The organism is Spirosoma spitsbergense DSM 19989 (genome assembly GCF_000374085.1).
GTDB classification, from domain to species: Bacteria; Bacteroidota; Bacteroidia; order Cytophagales; family Spirosomataceae; genus Spirosoma; species Spirosoma spitsbergense.
This window is the reverse complement of the sequence record NZ_KB893522.1, coordinates 45,298-65,220: the sequence shown is the minus strand read 5'-3', so window position 1 is coordinate 65,220 and position 19,923 is coordinate 45,298. Positions and strand designations below refer to the sequence as shown.

16 protein-coding genes are annotated in these 19,923 nt (G+C 53.5%); 9 read left to right on the top strand and 7 right to left on the bottom strand.

The window, feature by feature from the left end; all coding sequences use genetic code 11:
- Positions 1–34: 34 nt before the first annotated feature.
- Positions 35–1,243: an ABC transporter permease gene (locus tag B157_RS0113495; protein ID WP_020603846.1), complete on the bottom strand. Its 1,209-nt coding sequence runs from the start codon at positions 1,241–1,243 to the stop codon at positions 35–37.
- 98 nt (positions 1,244–1,341) lie between these two features.
- The gene (gene rbfA / locus B157_RS0113490) at positions 1,342–1,713 is read right to left on the bottom strand and encodes a 30S ribosome-binding factor RbfA (RefSeq protein ID WP_020603845.1); all 372 of its coding nucleotides are present in this window, start codon (positions 1,711–1,713) and stop codon (positions 1,342–1,344) included.
- A gap of 211 nt (positions 1,714–1,924) precedes the next feature.
- Between rbfA and B157_RS0113485 the strand changes: the two genes are divergently transcribed.
- The 7 genes from B157_RS0113485 to B157_RS38990 all read left to right on the top strand — a co-directional run bounded on the left by B157_RS0113485 (position 1,925) and on the right by B157_RS38990 (position 12,185).
- Positions 1,925–3,334, top strand: a complete 1,410-nt coding sequence (locus B157_RS0113485; RefSeq protein WP_020603844.1) for a hypothetical protein — start codon at positions 1,925–1,927, stop codon at positions 3,332–3,334.
- Between the two features lie 71 nt (positions 3,335–3,405).
- Complete coding sequence (locus B157_RS0113480; RefSeq protein WP_020603843.1) at positions 3,406–4,194, top strand: queuosine precursor transporter; 789 nt, start codon at positions 3,406–3,408, stop codon at positions 4,192–4,194.
- Positions 4,195–4,636: 442 nt separating this feature from the next.
- Positions 4,637–6,019, top strand: a complete 1,383-nt coding sequence (locus B157_RS35305) for an RNA polymerase sigma factor (protein ID WP_211224992.1) — start codon at positions 4,637–4,639, stop codon at positions 6,017–6,019.
- Between the two features lie 31 nt (positions 6,020–6,050).
- A complete protein-coding gene (locus B157_RS0113470) occupies positions 6,051–8,561 on the top strand; it encodes a glycoside hydrolase family 3 C-terminal domain-containing protein (RefSeq protein WP_211224991.1) in 2,511 nt (836 codons plus the stop codon).
- Positions 8,562–8,582: 21 nt separating this feature from the next.
- Positions 8,583–10,916: a glycoside hydrolase family 3 N-terminal domain-containing protein gene (locus B157_RS0113465; protein WP_020603841.1), complete on the top strand. Its 2,334-nt coding sequence runs from the start codon at positions 8,583–8,585 to the stop codon at positions 10,914–10,916.
- A gap of 76 nt (positions 10,917–10,992) precedes the next feature.
- Complete coding sequence (locus B157_RS0113460) at positions 10,993–11,943, top strand: sugar phosphate isomerase/epimerase family protein (RefSeq protein WP_211224990.1); 951 nt, start codon at positions 10,993–10,995, stop codon at positions 11,941–11,943.
- A 71-nt stretch (positions 11,944–12,014) separates the two neighbouring features.
- Positions 12,015–12,185: a hypothetical protein gene (locus B157_RS38990; protein WP_020603839.1), complete on the top strand. Its 171-nt coding sequence runs from the start codon at positions 12,015–12,017 to the stop codon at positions 12,183–12,185.
- Between the two features lie 70 nt (positions 12,186–12,255).
- Here B157_RS38990 and B157_RS0113450 read toward each other — a convergent pair whose 3' ends face one another.
- From B157_RS0113450 to holA, 3 genes are all read right to left on the bottom strand, one after another.
- Positions 12,256–12,813: a hypothetical protein gene (locus B157_RS0113450; RefSeq protein WP_020603838.1), complete on the bottom strand. Its 558-nt coding sequence runs from the start codon at positions 12,811–12,813 to the stop codon at positions 12,256–12,258.
- A 29-nt stretch (positions 12,814–12,842) separates the two neighbouring features.
- Positions 12,843–15,239, bottom strand: coding sequence for a TonB-dependent receptor (locus B157_RS0113445; RefSeq protein WP_026308681.1), 2,397 nt, complete (start codon positions 15,237–15,239; stop codon positions 12,843–12,845).
- A 221-nt stretch (positions 15,240–15,460) separates the two neighbouring features.
- Complete coding sequence (gene holA / locus B157_RS0113440) at positions 15,461–16,495, bottom strand: DNA polymerase III subunit delta (protein ID WP_020603836.1); 1,035 nt, start codon at positions 16,493–16,495, stop codon at positions 15,461–15,463.
- Between the two features lie 260 nt (positions 16,496–16,755).
- Here holA and B157_RS0113435 point away from each other — a divergent pair, with 260 nt between their 5' ends.
- On the top strand, positions 16,756–17,766 hold the full coding sequence (locus B157_RS0113435; protein WP_020603835.1) for an aldo/keto reductase: 1,011 nt from the start codon (positions 16,756–16,758) through the stop codon (positions 17,764–17,766).
- A 65-nt stretch (positions 17,767–17,831) separates the two neighbouring features.
- Entirely contained in the window at positions 17,832–18,767 is a 936-nt protein-coding gene (locus B157_RS0113430; RefSeq protein ID WP_020603834.1) for a helix-turn-helix domain-containing protein, read from the top strand.
- Between the two features lie 2 nt (positions 18,768–18,769).
- Here B157_RS0113430 and B157_RS0113425 read toward each other — a convergent pair whose 3' ends face one another.
- The gene (locus B157_RS0113425) at positions 18,770–19,372 is read right to left on the bottom strand and encodes an acyl carrier protein phosphodiesterase (protein WP_020603833.1); all 603 of its coding nucleotides are present in this window, start codon (positions 19,370–19,372) and stop codon (positions 18,770–18,772) included.
- Complete coding sequence (locus B157_RS0113420) at positions 19,369–19,896, bottom strand: deoxycytidylate deaminase (protein WP_020603832.1); 528 nt, start codon at positions 19,894–19,896, stop codon at positions 19,369–19,371. The genes B157_RS0113425 and B157_RS0113420 overlap by 4 nt, the downstream gene beginning before the upstream one ends.
- Positions 19,897–19,923: the final 27 nt, after the last annotated feature.

The window sequence follows — 19,923 nt, the reverse complement described above, 5'->3', positions numbered from 1 at the left end:
AGGAATGACAGTATGATAGCGATCAAACATCAATCTACACGACCTTAGTGGCTCGCTGAGCGGGGAACCAGGATGTTAGAATGGTCATTATAATGGCCAGAAGTCCCGTCATCACAATATCCCGTGTATCCAGACGAACCGGGTAGGCATCAATGATGGAACTGACGGTTCCCATACGGATAAAGCCGTACTGCTCCTGTGCCAGGCAGATCAGAACGCCCAGTGCCAAACCGGTGAACGCCCCGACCAGCGCAATGATGGCCCCCTCGGTCAGGAAAATTCGGCGCACCATCGTTTTCGTAGCGCCCAGCGCGAACAGAATCCGTATATCGGCTTTCTTCTCGATGACCAGCATCGATAGGGAGAAGAAAATATTGATGGAAGCGACCAGAATAATAAACGAGAGCGTCAGGGCAACAAATAATTTCTCTACGTAAATAGCCCGGTAGAGATCGATGTTCAGATCATCCCGACTTTTTACGTCGAGTTTATCTCCCACAACGGCCTGTAAGGCCTGTTTTACAGCATCTTCGTTGGTACCGGGCAGCAGTTGAATCTCAAGACCCGTTACCTCATTCGGCTGGTATTCGAACAGAGACCGGGCCACGGCCAGGGGAGACAACACAAAATTATCGTACTTCGATTCGATGAAAAATATACCCGACACGGTCAGGGATTCACGATTGAACGCATCCGGATTGAGTACGCTGAAGGATTGGCCGCTTTCCGGGTACAGCACTTCCAGGGGCGTCAGAATATCGACCGGGGAGATAGACAGGTCATTGCGAACGCCATCGGCTACGATTGCATAGTTGACACCATCCCCCTGGAGTAGTAGTCTGCCTTCCAGCATCGAAGAATCCAGCTGCTGACGTTGCAGGTAATTGTCATCCACTCCTTTGAGTTTAATGACCGTCTGGGCATGAGCATAGCGAGCCAGGGCATTATCCTGAGCAACCGATGTGATAAATTGAACACCACTTACCTGTTGCAGGCGATTTAGCAACGCAGGCGGAGCCATGAACCGTTTTCCCTGCCTGGGCGAAACGGTCATATCGGCTTCAAATGTCTTAAACATTTGCCGGTTCAGTTCTTCCATCCCATTAAAAACCGACAGTACAACTACCAGCGTCATCGTGCCCACGCCCACACCAAGCATAGACAGGATAGACAGCCAGCTAATGAAACTGCGCTTTTTGCGGGAGAAAAAATACCGGCGGGCAATCCAGACGGGGAGGTTCATTTTGTAATGAGTGAATGAGAGAAAGAGTGAAAGAGCGATATTGTGAGAACTATCCAGTGTTAGCCAGTTTGCATCAGCGATTTTCACTCTTTCACTCTTTATTCTTCCTCTTCCGTTTCGGGGGGAATTTCCAGGCCCGAGAAGAGTTTATCCATTTTATCGGCGTAGTCGGCCGTATCGTCCAGGTAAAAACTAACGTCAGGTACAATGCGCAACTGATGACGGACCCGCTCACCCAGGTGCTGCCGCAGTACTTTGCTCTTCTCCTGGATACTTTCCAGCAACAGCTGTTTATCTTTAGTCGCCAGAAAACTCAGGTATACACGGGCCACACTCAGGTCGGGAGAAACGCGTACGCTGGTAACGGTGATGAAAGCCCCGTTGAACAAATGTGGTACATCGCGCTGAAAAATCTCGCTTAAATCTCTCTGCAATTGCCGGGCAACTTTCTGCTGTCGTTTCGATTCCATAGCACTAAATAGGTAATGTATTTGCAAATATCCACCCATTTTTCCGTTCTGCCGAAATTGACTGTAAATTCGCAGTTATCAGCCGCTCACTAACGGAGTTGCTCAGTCGGTGAGTCAGTCAGTGGTTGGCGCATATGCTGTTCGCTTTAGCCACGAACCAACTCCTCGACTTTCTACCTGATTAACTCATCGACCCACTAACTGATTAACCTTGCTACGCTTTTTTCAATCGTATTTCCCCTACCAGTACGTTAGTTTGCTGGGTTTGTTGCTGCTGATTCGGCTACCGCTGCTGCTTCACTCCTTCCCGCTCCTGATTCCGGAGTTGAACTGGATGATCGTTGGCGAACAGATCAGCCAGGGCAATTTACTCTACCGCGACATCTGGGATAGCGTGAGTCCCCTGTCGGCCCTGGTGTACTGGGGGATGGATACGCTGTTTGGCCGGTCGCTGGTTGCGCTGCACGGAGCGGCTACCCTGGTAGCCGTTTTTCAGGTCGTTTACTTCAACTACCTCATCAACACGCGGGATATTTTTCCGGAGCGCACCTTCTGGCCGGGCCTGCTTTACATGCTGTTCATGCACCTTTCCTTCGACTGCATGACGCTCTCTCCGGTGCTCATGTCAACCAGTTTTCTGCTGTTGGCGTTTGGCACCCTCGTGCGTCAGATGGATCGGCGTGGGGCTACCGACGAAGTATTTGAAGTAGGTTTTTACATCGGTATAGCCGCACTTTTCTATCTGCCTTCCGCCCTTTTCATTATCTGGGCAGTGCTGTCGCTACTCTTTTATACGGGAGCTACCTTCCGGCAGTATTCGTTGTCGCTGTTTGGTTTCCTGTTTCCCTTTGCCGCCACCATTCTTTTCTATTACCTGTTCGATAGCCTGGACGATTTCAACCGAAACCTGCTGGCAGCCGTTTTTCGGGTTCGTCAGTATTCTCTGTCCGATTTTCAGTCGCTGCTGGTTTCCCTGTTTATTCCGCTGGGGCTTGGCGTATTGGGTTTCGTGAGTTTGTTGAATCGATCCGGACGGTATGTCAACTTTCAGCAACGCATTCAGCAAATTATGGCCATCTGGTTTGTGGTTGTTGTACTTACGACCGGGCTGATGCCTTTCCTGGCACCGATGATGTTTTTGAGTTTCGTACCCCCAATGGCCTACTTCACCTATTTTTATTTCGAGGGCGTACGCCGGGCCTGGTTGGCCGAACTAACGTTTCTGATTGCGTTTATGCTGATTTTATTGTTTTTTTACCAGGGTGCGCTGGGCCTCATTCCCGGCTCCGGACTGGGTCGATTAAGCAGCCTGCAGGTACAACCGTCTCCCCTGCCCGATACCATTCGAAACCAACGGATTCTGATTATTGGCGAAGACCTGAGTGCGTATCGGTACAACCAGCTGGCGACCCCTTACCTCAACTGGGATTTGTCGAAGTATGACCTGAAAAACCTGGATAACTACGAAGCGGTCATCAACATATTCGACCACTTCCGAAAAGACCCGCCCGATTATATTCTGGACCGGGAAAACGTGGTTGAGAAACTATTTCAACGCGCTCCGGCCCTGGCCAATCAGTATGAAAAGACGGAAATTACGGATGTTTATAAAAAAAAATAGTTGTAACGGGGCCGCCCTTGCTGGCATAGGTGAGCACGTTTCATTAGCACTTACCCACTTATAACGTTACCATGGCCTCCTCCTTCACGAACAAACGCTCCAACCTGTATATCTTCCTGAGTGCAGTCTTTCTAACCAACGCGCTGGTTGCCGAAATAATTGGTGTCAAAATCTTTTCGGTCGAAACCCTCCTGGGTACAAAACCCGCCCAGATTCATCTGTTCGGCGATTTTATCCTTGATTTCAACCTGACGGCGGGGGCGGTGATCTGGCCGTTTGTCTTCATCACTTCCGACATTATCAACGAATATTTCGGTAAGGCGGGGGTTCAGCGTATCTCCTTCCTGACGGCGGGGTTCGTAGGCTTCAGTTTCCTGATTATTTTCGTCGTTACCACGCTCCCGCCCGCTCAGTTCTGGCTGGATGTCAATGCAAACGATGGGGCCGGGAATCCAATCAATATCAACAATGCCTTCCAGATGATTTTCCGGCAGGGGCTGGGTATCATCATTGGTTCGCTGACAGCCTTTTTGATCGGACAGATTCTGGATGTGTATGTGTTCCATTACCTCCGTAAAATTACCGGCAGTCGGCAAATATGGCTACGAGCCACGGGGTCTACGCTCGTTTCGCAGTTAGTAGATTCATTCGTGGTATTGGGGATTGCGTTCTATGTGTTTGGCAACTGGTCGCTAACGCAGGTGCTGGCCGTGGGCATTATCAACTACATCTACAAAGCCACCTCGGCCATTGTGCTTACGCCCCTGCTCTACGTAGCCCACTATTTCATTGACCGCTACCTGGGTAAAGAACACGCTGAAGAACTGGCGAATGAATCCGCTATGAGTTCATTTATGTAGAATAGCGACTACTTATCCCCAGCTAACCGTACTGGTTGGTTCGGGGAAATTTTAGCAACTGGTTAGAAGTAGTACCAGTCAGGGCTATCGTCGGAACAGTTGGCATGGCCGTTAGTGGTTGGGTCTTGAGGGCTGAGGTCACTAAAACACGAGTTCAGTCGTAAGTCACCCCTAACGGTAAACGCTAAGAGGACGGAATAGTCGATTTTTGCAAGTCGATCCGTTTCCGTTTATGACCTATCACCAGTTCCCTGCACTCAAATCAGACCCGTTTGGATAGTTACAACCGTGAATGAAGGATTTGAGTCTTAAAATCTGTGAGTTAGGCTTAAATAAACCATCGATTGAAATAATGCAGGGAAGAAATTTTTGTATTATTCATTAAATTAATACTATTTCGCAGTTGCTTTTAGTAGTTTTCAACTGTTTTCATTCATGGTAATTGGCTGCAGAATACGATGATACTCCCAATAAGGAAGCGGCTTCTTGGCGTTCTTTTGTAGAAGGAAACGAAGACGCATTTGAACAGCTTTTCACTCGCTACTACCCCATTCTATTTCAGTACGGCCATAAGTTTTCTCCTGATGCTGACTTTATCAAAGACGCCATTCAAGAACTGTTTGCTGAACTATGGCAACGTCGGACGTTCCTGAGCCATACGCCTTCCGTTAGAAACTACCTGTACAAATCCCTGCGCCGAAAGATGCTCCGGCTGGCGGGAAATCGGCCCAAAAATGATGAGTTAACCGAGCAGGTCAGTGAGTTTACGGTAACCCTCTCACCTGAACAGCTATTGCTGGACGATGAATTTTCGGCTCAGCAACGCGCCAGCTTCTGCGGGCTAACGGCTTCAACGGAGCCGGGGCATGGTGGGACGTGGACGCCATTCGCCAGTCGCCCAACCCGCTGGTGTACACGGTCATCGTCAGCCCGATGGGCAGTTACAAGTCGGACCACATCAAAAAGTTTGGCGGCAAGTACGAAATGGCGGGCTGGCAAGGCTACCGCTACGACCTGGCCACCCGAGTTTGATGCCTACGTAGAGCAGGCCATTGCGCCGATTGCCTATTACACAGCCGACAAACACCTGCTGGGGTACTTCACGGATAACGAACTACCCTGGAAAAACGACGCCCTCGACCGGCACCTGCAGTACCTTGGCAAAGAGGAGCCGGGGTATCTGGCCGCCCGCAAATGGTTCGATACCCGCAAAGGCAAGGCTGCCGGACTCGCCGACATCACCCCCGAAGACCAGCTGGCCTTTTCGGGCTATTATTTTGAGACCTACATTCAGAAAGTGGCCGCTGCCGTGCGCAAGTACGACCCGAATCACTTGTATCTGGGCTGCCGCTTCAATCAGGAAACGGAAGAGCTGAACAACCCCGAAATGTTCAGGGTGGCCGGTAAATATGCCGACGTGATTTCCATTAACCATTACCGAAAGTGGGAGCCGGTACAATCCATCATGGCCAATTGGACGGCCTGGTCGGGCAAGCCGTTTATCATTACCGAGTGGTACACCAAAGGCGAAGACTCGGGCCTGCCCAACCGCACGGGCGCCGGCTGGAACGTATCCACCCAGCAGGATCGGGGCTATTTCTACCAGAACTTCACCATCGAACTGCTCAAAAGCAAAGCCTGCGTGGGCTGGCACTGGTTCACCTACCAGGATAACGACCCCCTGAATATGAAAACCGATCCCTCCAACCGCGACTCGAACAAGGGAGTGGTTAATAGCAACTTTACGCCGTACACCCCAATGCTGAACAGTGCGAAACTGCTGAACGACCACACCTACGAACTGATCCAGTACCTCGATAAGTAAGCCTGAAAAACCCTGAACTTATATGGTAACAATGAACAGTTCTCTCATTCGCTACGGTATTGCACTGGCCTGCCTGCTGGTCGTCCCACCGTCGGTAGCCCAGCAAACCGAAACTGCCAACGGGCTGGAGCAGCGGATTGATGCCCTGCTGGCGTCCATGAGCATGCAGGAAAAGATCCAGCAGCTCTATTACCTCACCGACGGCAACGCCCGGCTGGGTATTCCGCAATTCAAAGGCAGCGACGGTCCCCACGGCATCGGCAACAAGGCCAAAGGCTACTCCAGTTTCCCGGTCACCATTGCCATGGCTGCCACCTGGGACCCCGGCCTGATTACCCGCGTGGGGCGGGCCATCGCGCGCGAACAGGCCGCCCGGGGTAAAGACCGCATCGCCGGTCCTACGCTAGACCTGCTCATCGACCCGCGCATTGGCCGGGCCCCTGAAACCATCGGTGAAGACCCGTTTCTGGGTGGGCGTATATCGGAGGCTTTCGTGCTGGGGCAGAACACCACCTCGGTCTTCGGCTCCATCAAGCACTATAACCTGAACACCTACGAGATAAACCGCCGGACCAATGACTACCTGAGCGATGAGCGCAGTCTGGTCGAGTTCTGGGGTCCGCACTGGAAACGTACCATCCAGGTGGGCGGGGCCCTGTCGGTGATGTGCGCCTACAACTGGGTCAACGGGGATAAGTGCGCCGAAAACAGCTACCTCATCAAAACGCTACTGCGAGACCACTGGGGGTTCGACTACTACACTATGAGTGACTGGGGCGGCTTCAAGGATACGGGTAAAGCCCTGTCGTCGGAGCTGGACTTCTGCGAAGGCAACGATCTGTACATCAAGGAACTGCCGGGTGGGGTACAGTCGGGACGGTTCGATAGCAGCCTCGTGAACCGGGCCGTTCGCAACGTGCTGCGGACCAAGCTGGTTTCCGGCATGATCGACGGGGTGCCGGTGGTGCCCAAGAGCGTGATCGACAGTGAGGAGCACCGGCAGCTGGTCTATGAAAGCGGCCTGAACAGTCTGGTACTGCTCAAAAACGAAGGCGCTATCCTGCCTTTCCGGAAAGACAAGCTGAAGTCGGTAGCCGTTATTGGCCCCAACGCGTCCGTGCTGCCGCTCGATGGTAACAGCAGTTCCAAAGTGCTGCCTTCGTACCGGATTCCGGTGCTACAGGCGCTCCAGCGTGAACTTGGTGCCGAACGGGTCACCTACGCCAAAGGCTGCAACATCAATGATACGGACCGCTCGCAGTTCGACGCGGCCCTCGCCCTGGCCAAAAGCGCCGAATACGTGGTGCTGGTGGCCGGGCTGGACAGTACGGTAGAGGGTGAAGGGTATTTTCTGGATAAGGAAGCCGACGAGAAAGGGGGCGGGGCCGTTGCCCGACCCGACCGGCCCTCACAAACGGTGCTCCTGCCGGGCGTGCAGAACGAACTGATCAATGCTGTGGCAGCGGTCAACCCCAACATTGTGCTGGTGGTATTGTCAGGCGGTACGTGCAGCGTCACGCCCGTAGTCCGCAACGTGAAGGGGCTGCTCTACGCCTTTTATCCGGGGCAGGAAGGCGGGCGGGCCATTACCGACGTGCTGTTCGGCGCCCACAACCCATCGGGTAAGCTCCCGGCTACCATACCGAAGGACGATAGCCAGATTCTGCCCATCAGCCCCGATTTTCGTAACATGGTGAGCCGGGGCGTTGGTTACCGCTGGTTCGACTCGCAAAAGCTCACCCCCGAGTTTCCCTTCGGCTTCGGGCTCAGCTACACCACCTTTGCGTACAGCAACATCCGGATCAACCGCTCCGATGCCCGGGTGGGTGATCTGATCACCGTTTCGTTCGATCTGAAAAATACCGGTTCGGTGCCGGGTGCCGAGGTTGCCCAGTTGTACCTGTCGACTGACCGGATCGTGCCCAGCCTCCCCATGCCCGAAAAGCAGTTGCGGGGGTTTGAGAAAGTGCGGCTCAATCCCGGTGAAACCAAACGGATAACCCTGACGCTCACGCCCGAGGAACTGTACGTGTACGACGAACAAACCCACGCGTACCGCGTGCCCGAAGGCGCGTTTCGGGTCCAGGTAGGCGGGTCGTCGGGTACGCTGCCCCTACAGGCTGCCTTTACCCTTAGCCGGGCCGATGCCCGTCCTGACCTGATGGTGCGTAATATCCGCACCATCCCGGCCTTCCCCAAAGCGGGCGACACGGTCTTGTTTACAGCCTCGCTCATCAACAACGGCACGGGACCGACCCAAAAGGGCGACCTGCACCGCGTCAGTTTCGCCGTCGACGGCCGGGAGGTGGCCCTGTATCAATCCACCCGCACGAGTATTCCCGTGGGCGGCATGCAACAGATCTGCGGGCAGGCCATCGCCGGCAAAGGCTGGACGGTACCCACGGGCACGGTGACCATTAAGGCCCGAGCCGGGGGCGTAGCCGATAACGACCTGAACCCGGCCAATAACCGCTGCGAAGGGCGGCTCTCCTTACCCGATGGCCGTGTTATTCCAACCGACATTGCCAATCTCATCAAGTAACCCCATCCCCCCGCCGGGCTTATGAAGAAAATACATCGTTCCATCTGCCTCCTCACGGTGTCGACCTTTTTGCTGGCGGGCAACGCACCGGCCCCGCCGAAGCCGCTGTACAAAAACCCGAAGGCTCCGCTCGAAGCGCGGGTGCGGGACTTGCTGTCGCGCATGACGCTCGAAGATAAGTGCCGCCAGCTCGACGTCTGGCACCCCAAAGCCGACCTGAGCCAACCCGACACGCTCGCCCTGACCCTGGCCGCCATGGGCGATACCGTTCATAATGGCGTTGGTTTTCTGCAATTCAAGGTGCAGATGAACCGGGCAGACTACGCGGCCCGGTTCAACGCCATTCAGCGGTATTTTGTGGAGCAGACCCGGCTGGGCATTCCCGCTATTTCGAACGGCGAAGGATGCCACGGCTTTGTGGGCAATGAGGATAAGTCGACGGTATTTCCGGCTCCGCCCCTGCTGGGCAGCACCTGGAACCCCGACATGATCGAGCAGGTGTACACGGCCGTGGCCCGGGAAATGCGGAGCTACGGCATCACCCACACGGCTACCCCCGTCATCGACCTGCTGCGCGACCCCCGCTTCGGGCGGGCGGAAGAGTTTTTCGGCGAAGACCCGTACCACGTAGCCGAAATGGGCGTAGCGTCCATTCGGGGCTTGCAGGGCCGCACCCCCGACATCGACGAAAACCACCTGATTGCCTGCGCCAAGCATTTTTCGGGCCACGGCGAACCCGAAGGCGGCACGAACCTGGCGCCGGGAAATTTTTCGGAGCGGGTGCTGCGCGAAACGCATTTTTACCCGTTCGAGATGGCCGTCAAAAAGGCGAATGTGCGCACCGTGATGGCGTCGTACAACGAAATCGACGGGGTGCCGAATCACGCCAACAGCTGGCTGCTCAACGATGTGCTGCGGGGCGAGTGGGGCTTTACGGGCTACGTTATCTCTGATTATGACGCCATGAACCGCATGGTGTCGCGGCAGCATGCCAGTGCCAGCCAGGCCGAAGCGGGTCGCCGGGCCATCACGGCAGGCATGGATTTTGAATGCCCCAGCAGCCCGCAGGCGTACTGTTTCCGGTTTTTGCCGGAGCAGGTTCGGTCGGGGGAGGTGCCCCAAGCGGTCCTCGACTCGGCCGTGACCCGCGTGTTGCGGAACAAGTTTATGATGGGCCTGTTTGAGCATCCCTACATCCCGGTCATGAGCGAGCCGGAAGCGCAGGCAATGGCGCAGACTCACCGGCAACTGGCCCGGCAGGCAGCCGAAGAAGGGCTGATTCTGCTCCGCAACGAGAACCAGACGCTGCCCTTCAACGAAAACGGCATCATACGGCTGGCCGTTATCGGCCCCAACGCCGACGAGGTACATTATGGCAATTACTCCAACGACAAAACGCCCGGTGTTCCGATTCTGGACGGGCTGCGGGCCTACGGAAAGGGTAAGTTTGAGGTGGTTTACGCCGAGGGGTTCAAGATTTACGAGAACGACGAATCCATTGCCCCGGCCGACAAAACGCCCGAAGCCGAGCAGCGCCGGATTGCCGAAGCAGTGGCCCTGGCCGGCAGTTGCGACGCCGTGCTGCTGGTGATGGGCGGCAACGAGCTGACCTGCCGCGAAGAGTGGAAAGGCCACACCGGCGACCATTACGACCTGGACTTGCTGGGCCGGCAGAACGACCTGGCGAAGGCGATCTTCGGACTAAACAAACAAACCGCCGTGCTGCTCATCAACGGAAGGCCGCAGTCGGTCAACTACCTTTCCGAAAACGCCCCCGCCCTGCTGGAAGGCTGGTACCTGGGCCAGGAACAGGGAAATGCCGTGGCCAATGTACTGTTTGGCCGGACCAATCCGGCCGGCAAGCTTACCGTTACCATCCCACGTCACGTGGGCCAGTTGCCGGTGTATTACAACCATAAGCCCTACGTCCACGAAAGTCCGTACATCAACGGCGCGTACTCACCCCTGTACCCATTCGGCTATGGGCTGAGTTACACGACCTTCGCGTACCGGAACCTACGGCTGGACACCAGAAAAGTCGCCCCCGACGGGACGGTTACGGCCACGATTGAGGTAAGCAATACCGGCGACCGGGACGGCGACGAGGTGGTGCAGCTGTACATCCGCGACCTGATCAGCTCGGTTACGCGGCCGGTGCAGGAGCTGAAAGACTTCAAACGCATCCGGATCAACAAAGGCGAAACCAAAACGGTGTCCTTCCGGATAACACCCGACAAACTTCAATATTTCGGGCTGGGTATGAAGCGACTGGTGGAGCCGGGCGACTTCGAGGTACAGATCGGACGCAGTTCGGCCGACTACCTCAGGGATACCTTCGAAGTTGTCCGTCGCTGAGCCCCAAACCCGGTAAATTCAATACACTTTCTTGCTTTATACACTAGTGTCTCTTACATCCTTACCCCTTACGATTGTGCCTGTACATCCTACAAAACACCTTACCAGGATATCGTTGCTGGCTCTGCTGCTGGCGTTTAGCCACGTGGCCCTATTGGCGCAGGGCGTCATTAAGACAGATCACCCCGCCCACATCAAACTGGCGCTGAACGCCTACTCGTTCAACGACGTGCTGACGGGCAACCGGCAGGTCGATAAAAAAGCGACGCTGACCCTGCCCGAACTGCTGGACTGGTGCGCATCGCAGAACATTGCCGCGGTCGACCTGACCGGGTACTATTTTCCCGGCTACCCGGAAGTGCCCTCCGACGAGTACATCTATAACCTGAAGCGCAAAGCGTTCAAGCTGGGTATCGACATCAGCGGTACCGGCATCCGCAACAACTTTGCCTCGCCCGACCCCGCCGTGCGGGCGGCCGACGTGAAGCGGGCTAAAGAATGGATTATCGTCGCTGAAAAGCTGGGTGCTCCCGTGCTGCGTCTGTTTGCCGGCGAAATTCCGAAGGGTTACGAAAACAAGTGGGACGAGGTAGCGGGCTGGATGATCGACTCCTACAAAGAGTGCGCGGCTTTTGGGGCGCAGCACGGCGTAATTATCGGCATTCAGAACCACGGTGATATGCTGCAAACGGCCGAGCAGTGCATTAAAGTCGTGAAAGCCGTCGACTCTAAATGGGCGGGCCTTATTCTGGATACCGGCAATTTCAAGGTAGTCGATCCCTACGTCGATATCGAAGCCGTCATTCCATACACCGTGAACTGGCAGGTGAAAGAAAGCGTGTTCGGTATTGGCAGCGAGATCCCCACCGACATGCCCAGGCTCATGCAGATTCTGAAACGCAGCAATTACCGGGGATACCTGCCCATCGAAACGCTGTATGTAAAAAATAAACCCTATGATCCCTACGTGCTGGTACCGGCCATGCTCCTCGACCTAAAAGCCGCGCAGGATAAGGTGTTTAAGTAGATCACCTGTGTTGACCAACGCCATTGGGACCTTCCTGAAGCCAGGCTCAACGGCCTGTAGTTCCCAAACACATGAGTACGAAGCGGCTGGCTCTGGCTATACCGTTTGGTTTGACCACAACGAATTTCACTATTTATGGAAAAAAAACGGGTGATTTTATCCTGTACACTCGTGCCAGCCTGATTGGTAAGGGCAATATGCATCGAAAAACATATATCGAACGTATTGTAAGAAAGTTCTGAACCTCTCTTTTGGTACGCAGCGAGTTAATCCATCGGCAGTGTTAACCCACAATCTGATTCTAATTCCATCCTACTTAACCACTACCGGAAAATCGGTATCCAGGTCAGATGTACCGGGTGTGGGCGTTCCGTTTTTTGAACCCGGCTGGTGACGCAGTACCACATTCAGCTTGCCCGTGCCAACCGTTCCGGTCTTTATCTCGATGGTTAATCCGATTGGATACGGGCCGGGGGCGGGATTGGTGTCTTTATCCATCGGGGTTATGGTAAGCAAACTGGCGGGGGTGGGCGTATAGACAAACAGGTGCTCGTTTGCCAGGTCTCTTATCTCTTCAGTAGCATCCAGCGTGGGCATTATCGACTTATTGAGCAGCGTTATTTCGCCCCTATAGGTCGTATTCGCCCTGAGGTTTAGCGTAGCTCTGGTGAAATCGACTGTGGCGTTCAGGTTTTCAATGGTGGCCGTCACGATCTCGGTTGGAACGGCCTTATTTGTCAATACGAGGGTGGCGGTTGTCACAGCCTCATTGTCGCCGGTTGGCGACACATGCTGCTCATCTCTGTTACAACCTATGGCTACCAGCACAAGGCAGACCAGCCCAATAACCTGTTTTTCAATTTGTTTCATAATCAGTACAAAAACTACGAAGCTAAGATTTACGACTGCTTACCAACGCTAATGGGAAGTCGGAGTTTTAGTATGATACTGCGGCCCGGTTCATCGGCAAAGTAGCGGAACCGGTTCAGGTAATCGCGGTAGGCGGTGTTGGCAAGATTAGTCCCACTCAGAATAACACTCAGCGGATGCGCTCCTACCTGAACCGTAAAGCCTGCTTCGGCACCCAGCAGAAAGTAAGCCGGTGGCGGAGGGGCAAAATCGCCGGTAAAAATAACCTGCCCATCTCCCTGACGGGTGGTAACGGCGGGGGCGCGATTCTGCCGGGCCACATACAGTCCACTCGCTGAAATATACACGTCCGATAACTTACCACCCTGACTCAGGTCATAGCGCAGACTATTGTCGGAGCGATTGGGCGGAATGAACACGAGGTAGTTGCGCTCCGTCTGGTTGTAGGCAAACAGCAGGGAATTTTTGGTTGTAAGCGTCAACTGCGGGGTAATCTTATAGTTCAGGGTGGCATCGATGCCCCGAAATGTGGCGCGCACCTGCGTGTAGGTATAGGCCGGGAAGGCCCCCCGTTGCCGGATGATCGGAACGGAGTCCGGTTTCAGATAGATGTAATTGTTGATGAGGTTATTATAAAAACCAACCTCTCCACTCAGGCGATGACCCGAATACGCCAGTACGGCATTGCTGTTATACGCCTGCTCGGGTTTGAGAGTTGGATTACCAATTTCGTAGGCTACCGCGCTCTGGTGCAGGCCATTTGAATACAGATCAGCCACATTAGGTGCCCGCCAGGCCGTACTGAGATTGGCAGTCAACGTTAAGTCGGGACGTAGCTGATAGGCGGCTCCCAGTGAGCCATTGGCGTTCTGCCAGTTGTGGGTCGTATTATACGGCTGACTCGTTACTTCATTGAGGAAATAAGCCCGTAGCCAGCGGTAGTCGTAGCGCAATCCGGCCTCCAGCGTTACCCGCCCTTTGGCGTACCGCTCAATGGCAAAAAGTCCAGCCCCGTAACTACGAAAATTAGGAATCAGAAACAGATACTGCCGGATGTTCTTCTGCGTAATCCCATTGAAGCCCGCGCTACCCGACCACTGACCACCGCCCGGCGTTTTCAAATCCCGATGCTCCCATACTAAATCGGCGGTATGGGTTACCAGTTTAAGCGACAGTTCGGGGTTGGCTAATCCACTGAACGACAGGTAATCATACTCCTGACGGGTGTTTTGTTGCCGGGCAAAGGTAGCCGTTACGACGCCACCCTGCGCCGTGTGGTAGTACGCCCGTATTTTCAGTAAATCGTGCTTTACTGCTTGGTAAGGGCGATCCAGGGCGTACGAAAACCCGGGTTGAGACAGAGGCTCCGGGCGGCTGATAGCCGCGTAGAGATCAGACAGGCTACCCACCTGTGCGCCGGTAAACAAGCCAATCTTTGTGTCGAACTGACTATAAAAAGCTTCAATACCCACATTTTTATACTGGTAGTGAATATCACCCGAATAGTTGGTTTCGTGATAACTGGTATTGTCCAGAAAATAATTCGGTGTTTTGATATAGCCCGACCGTTTGAGTGTTCCCTGCAACCGCCAGCTTAATCCCGTCAGTTTTTTGGCGAAGGCTCCTTCTATCATGCCCGACGCCACGCCCATACGGCCATTGGTAGCTCCCACCAGATTTACTTCACCCTGTATACCCGACCGGGCAGGCATCTCTTTTGGTTCGACCAGAATAACGCCCCCGATGGCATCGGAGCCGTACCGGATGCTGGCCGCTCCTTTGATAACCGTTAGCCGGGAAGCCAGAAACTGGTCTACCTGTGGAGCGTGTTCGGTACCCCACTGCTGGTCTTCCTGCCGAATACCGTTATTCAGGATAATTATCCGGTTGCTATATAACCCGTGAATGACCGGCTTGGAAATGGTAGGGCCGGTCTGGATGGAATACAAACCAGTTATCGTTTTTAAACTCTCACCCAGCGACTGGCCACGCGTCTGATCGAGGGCAGCCCCTGATATACTACTTTGGGTCTGGAGTAGTTGCTGGGCCTCGGAGCGGTGTTCGGTCACGACTACCTCCTGAAGCATCTGGTTATCGGGCACCAGTTGAATATCGGGTACCGTAATGAGCGTGTCCCGGGTTACGACAACGGGCAACGTAACGGTTTTGTAGCCAACGAACTGGTAATCGACCGTATATTTTCCAGGACACAGGTTCGTTAACCGAAAGTAGCCGCTGGTATCCATTACCGCACCGGCCTTGAGTTCATGGATATAGGCAGTCGAGCCGAGCAACGGCTCCTGCGAATCCTGCCCCACAATACGCCCTTTGAGTATGGCAGTACAGGTTCCAGACTGCGCCCATCCCGCCGTAATTGTACTGATCAGCAACCAACTTATTACCCCTAACGTCCCGTATTTACGCATCACTTTTTCAACGCTACCCCTATGAATTACTCAGTAAAAAGTACCATTATGCAACAACGTTGCAATATTAACGTAAAAATAGTCAGGTTGTCTATTAAAATACGATAATGGCTTTTTTTCTGTCCCCTGTGTTATCAGACCTTATACGCATAAAGGTCGCTGACTATCAGTGACCTTTATGCGTTCTTGAGAATTCCCCCTTTGACCCAGTTGCCCGTTAATCAGTGCAGTATGTCAAAAATCAGTTCCCGCAAAATATCTGCTTCGGTCATGGTTGGGGTGTCGATACCTTTACTCTGCGCATCGGCCCGGCGGATGGCGTGAATGATGGCCGCTACTTTGGGCAGGGGGAATGTGCGGGCGGCAGAGAGGTAGTCTTTCACAAAATAGGGATTTACCCCCAGCAACGGTCCCAGCCCTTTATCGGTCTGATCTTTCGACGCCTGCACCAGTACCACCTTACTAAAATAGTTGAACAACTGCGCCAGAATGACGACCAGTGGATTATCTTTCGCATTACGTCCGAAGTAATCGACAATCTGGTTTGCCTTAACCACGTTTCGGTCGGTGAGGGCTTTCTGCAATTCAAACACGTTGTATTCTTTGCTGATGCCGACCAGCCGCTCAACGGTACTGGCCGAAATCTCTTCGCCCACGTGCAGATTAATCAGGATTTTATCAATTTCACCCGCCAGCCGTTTCAGGTCGTTACCAATGTGATCGGCCAGAAGCTGGCAGGCTTTGGGGCTTACTTTAGCCCCCTGTTCGCGGCAGTACTCCCCTACCCAGTCCGGTATTTTGTTGTCATACAGCTTCTTGACACCCAGTAGTTTCCCTTTTGCCCCGAAGGCTTTCACCCACGCTTTACGTTCATCGAGCGCAGGTTTTCCATCTTCCCGGACGTAACAGAGCATCAGAATCGTGCTGGAAAGGGGATTGAGGGCATAATCTTCAAACAACGTCTGCGTCGATTTGTCCCCGATGCCGTTCATTTGCTGGGCTTCTTTCACCAGGACCAGTTGCCGCTCGGCCATGAACGGGTACCGGCGGGCGTAGTTCAGCACGGCCCCGGCATCCGTATCTTTCCCGAACAACACGAACTGGTTGAACCCCCGTTCGGCAACGGGTACGGCCACTTTCTCCAGTTCCTCGGCAATCCGGTCGAGGTAAAAGGGTTCGTCGCCATGAATCAGGTAAACGGGAGCGATTCGTTTGTTACGAATATCTTTCAGCAGAGCGTCAACAGCAGCAATCAAGGTACGTACGATTTATGACCAAACAGCAGGCCGCAACACGCTAGTCGGGCAACCTCATTCGGTCTATGCCGCAAAATTAACGGTTTGGCCACTACCGCATCGGTTTATCCGTAAGATTTTACCCATCCGACGCTCAGCAAACCAGCTTAACAGGAACCTTGCTCCATTCTGGATACAACATTAAGAGATTGGGCTACTTTTCTGTTTTCGGGTCTGTTGACCTTTGTATCGTTAAAACACACAACAAAAAAGGTACACAGATGACTAGTATTCAACAAACAAAACTGGGTGGTCAGGGACTCATCGTTCCGAATGTAGGGCTTGGCTGTATGGGAATGACCAAAATTGCGGGAATGGATATTTATGGGAAAGCGGATGAGACCGAAGCAATCGCTACGATTCACCGTTCGCTGGAGCTGGGTGGCAATTTTTTAGACACGGCCGATTTATACGGGCCGCTGGCAAATGAACGACTGGTTGCAAAAGCGATAAAGGGGAACCGAAGCAGCTATATCATCGCGACCAAGTTCGGGTACGAAATCGATGATAATCAACAACTGACCCGGCGGATAAACGGCCAGCCGGATTACGTTAAAAAAGCCGTTGAACGCTCGCTGAAGAATCTGGGTACCGATTATATCGACCTGTATTACCTGCACCGGCTGGACCCGAACACGCCCATTGAAGAAACCGTTGGGGCAATGGCCGAGTTGGTCAGGGAAGGGAAAGTCGGCTACATTGGTCTGTCGGAAGTATCATCGGCCACTATCCGGAAGGCGCATCAGATTCATCCAATGACGGCTGTACAAACGGAATACTCCCTGTTCGAGCGCAGCGTTGAGGCAGAGGGCATTCTGGACACCCTCCGGGAACTGGGTATAGGGTTCGTAGCGTATTCACCCGTGGGCCGGGGATTTCTCTCCGGCGATATCAAAAATCCGGACGATTTCCCGGAAAACGATTTCCGACTGGGCATTCCCCGTTTTCAGGGCGAACAGTTTTATAAAAACATCGAACTGATCAATGCGATCAAACAACTGGCAAACACAAAAGAGATATCGGCCCCGCAACTGGCCATTGCCTGGATCATTGCGAAAGGGTTTGTTCCTATTCCGGGCACCAAGCGCCGGAAATACGTGGAAGAAAATATAGCGGCCTCCACTATAACCCTGACACCCGACGAACTGGCACAACTGGAAGCCATTGTACCGCTCGGCGTATCGACCGGCGATCGCTATGATGCCGCCGGTATGTCTATGGTTGGTTTATAACCGTCAAACACAGGAACGAGGAAAACGCATTGGTCGTTTTTCCTTGTTCCTACAAATCGACTGCAATGAAAAAAACGACGAATCCTCCTTACGTTATCAATTCAGTGTCGGAGTTACACCGGATACTGGGTTTACCCAAACCAGCGCATCCACTGGTAAGCGTCATCAATCTGGGGGACGTGACCTGCCACTTCGATGAAGACTTGACCAGCGTAATCTATAACTTTTACTCGATCTGTATCAAAAAAGGATTTGCCGGGACAATGAAGTACGGGCAGAACTACTACGATTTCGACGAGGGGATAATGACCTTTTTTTCACCGGGGCAGGTCATTTCGACTATTACGCCAGATGATATAGCCATATCCGGCTACTGGCTGGTCATCCATCCCGATTTTATCCAGCAATACCCGTTAGCCAAAAGTATCAAAGAACACGGCTATTTTTCTTACGCGGTCAATGAAGCGCTACACCTTTCCGAAAAAGAGGAAGCCCTGATTGCTACCATTTTCCAGAATATCGATCAGGAATACCGGTCCAGCATCGACGGCTACACGCAGGATGTAATCGTGTCGCACATTGACTTGTTGCTTAATTATGCCAACCGGTTCTATAACCGCCAGTTCATCACCCGCAAACAGGCGAGTCATGATATACTGACCAGGCTGGAAGAGATTCTGACGGATTGTTTTGATCAGGAAAAAGTACAGGCAACGGGGCTTCCAGCCCGGGGCCTTCCTACGGTTCAGTACATATCCGACATGCTGCACGTTTCGCCCAATTATTTAAGCGATATGCTGCGAAAACTGACCGGACAAAGTACCCAGCAGCACATTCACAACAAACTGATCGGGAAAGCCAAAGAGATTCTCTCAACCACTACACTGTCTGTCAGCGAGATCGCGTACCAGTTGGGTTTCGAATACCCGCAGTCGTTCAACAAATTATTCAAGAGCAAGACTCACCTCTCCCCCCTCGAATTCAGGCAATCGTTCAACTGAATTTACTCACTTAGAAGCAACGTGCGCGTTTGCTGGCAGTGCTCGACCAGCGCAGGCCAGAAAAGCGAGAAATGCCGGGCAATCTGATCGTAATAGGCCGTAAAATCGATGATAGCCGTGTCCAGCCCTGATGGGTAAGCCGTTCGGCGGGATACACCTTTGAGGGAGCGGTCGATGCCTTCGGCAAACTGATAGTTCGTTAGCCAGTCCTGCCGGATCATGTACTCGGCCATGCGCCCGGCAGCGGGTGGCAGCCGGGCGGCATGCACGGTTAGAACATGGTAGAAATCCGGCACAAACCCGGACAGGGTCTCGCCGGTTAGGGGCAGGAAATCGACCGCCAGAAAATGATCGAAGAAAATGTCGACAGCCGCACCGGCGTATTTATGGCAGCGCGGGTGTAACAAGTCCCGAACAGCCGCCACATCAGGATGGGCATCCGTGAAGGTGTCAATAGCCCGGTGCAATCGAACGCCTGTCACTTCGCCTGATGTGAGGTTATGGCGGGGATTTTTGGGATTACCCTTGATAAAATCACCGATAAAATTGCCGATGACAAGCCCCGGTTGCCGGTCCGACAGGTAGGCATGGGCCAGAATATTCATGGCTGTTCTACAGGAGCATCCATGCCAGCCACGTAGCGTTCGACCGTTACGCCAAACCGGCGCAGGAAATCGACGCCTTCGTCAGACGGTATTCCTTTGTATTCCGCGTAGGAATTCAGGTAAACGACCCGGGCTATTTTCATGCTATAGATGATTCGGGCGCAGGCAATGCAGGGCGACAGGGTAACGTAAATAGTAGCTCCTTCAATCTCAGAACCGTTTTTGGCCGCGTACAAAATCGCGTTCTGTTCGGCATGCAGCGCCAGCGAACACGACCCTTTCGAGTCACGGGGGCAACCGGCTTCGGGAAATTCTTCGTCGCAGTTGTGGGTTCCGGCGGGAGGACCGTTGTAGCCAATGGAAATGATACGGGTTTCGCGAGCCAGCACCGCACCTACCTGCGCCTTGATGCAGTGCGAACGCTTGGCCAGATTTACGGCCAGATCCATGAAAATATCATCGAAGCGCGGACGAATCGTCGGTGTTTGGGGACCGGAAAGGGGCATTTTGGCGGTGGGTATCATGCTGTAAAGGTAACGTCGGAATCAGGG

Bases quoted from the DNA above. Each gene is read 5' to 3' on its own strand.
- rbfA (WP_020603845.1), bottom strand. From the start codon at position 1,713: ATGGAATCGAAACGACAGCAGAAAGTTGCCCGGCAATTGCAGAGAGAT.
- B157_RS0113480 (WP_020603843.1), top strand. From the start codon at position 3,406: ATGGCCTCCTCCTTCACGAACAAACGCTCCAACCTGTATATCTTCCTG.
- B157_RS38990 (WP_020603839.1), top strand. From the start codon at position 12,015: ATGAGTACGAAGCGGCTGGCTCTGGCTATACCGTTTGGTTTGACCACA.
- B157_RS0113470 (WP_211224991.1), top strand. From the start codon at position 6,051: ATGAACAGTTCTCTCATTCGCTACGGTATTGCACTGGCCTGCCTGCTG.
- B157_RS0113435 (WP_020603835.1), top strand. From the start codon at position 16,756: ATGACTAGTATTCAACAAACAAAACTGGGTGGTCAGGGACTCATCGTT.
- B157_RS0113430 (WP_020603834.1), top strand. From the start codon at position 17,832: ATGAAAAAAACGACGAATCCTCCTTACGTTATCAATTCAGTGTCGGAG.
- B157_RS0113450 (WP_020603838.1), bottom strand. From the start codon at position 12,813: ATGAAACAAATTGAAAAACAGGTTATTGGGCTGGTCTGCCTTGTGCTG.
- B157_RS0113420 (WP_020603832.1), bottom strand. From the start codon at position 19,896: ATGATACCCACCGCCAAAATGCCCCTTTCCGGTCCCCAAACACCGACG.
- B157_RS0113445 (WP_026308681.1), bottom strand. From the start codon at position 15,239: ATGCGTAAATACGGGACGTTAGGGGTAATAAGTTGGTTGCTGATCAGT.
- B157_RS0113465 (WP_020603841.1), top strand. From the start codon at position 8,583: ATGAAGAAAATACATCGTTCCATCTGCCTCCTCACGGTGTCGACCTTT.
- B157_RS0113425 (WP_020603833.1), bottom strand. From the start codon at position 19,372: ATGAATATTCTGGCCCATGCCTACCTGTCGGACCGGCAACCGGGGCTT.
- B157_RS0113495 (WP_020603846.1), bottom strand. From the start codon at position 1,243: ATGAACCTCCCCGTCTGGATTGCCCGCCGGTATTTTTTCTCCCGCAAA.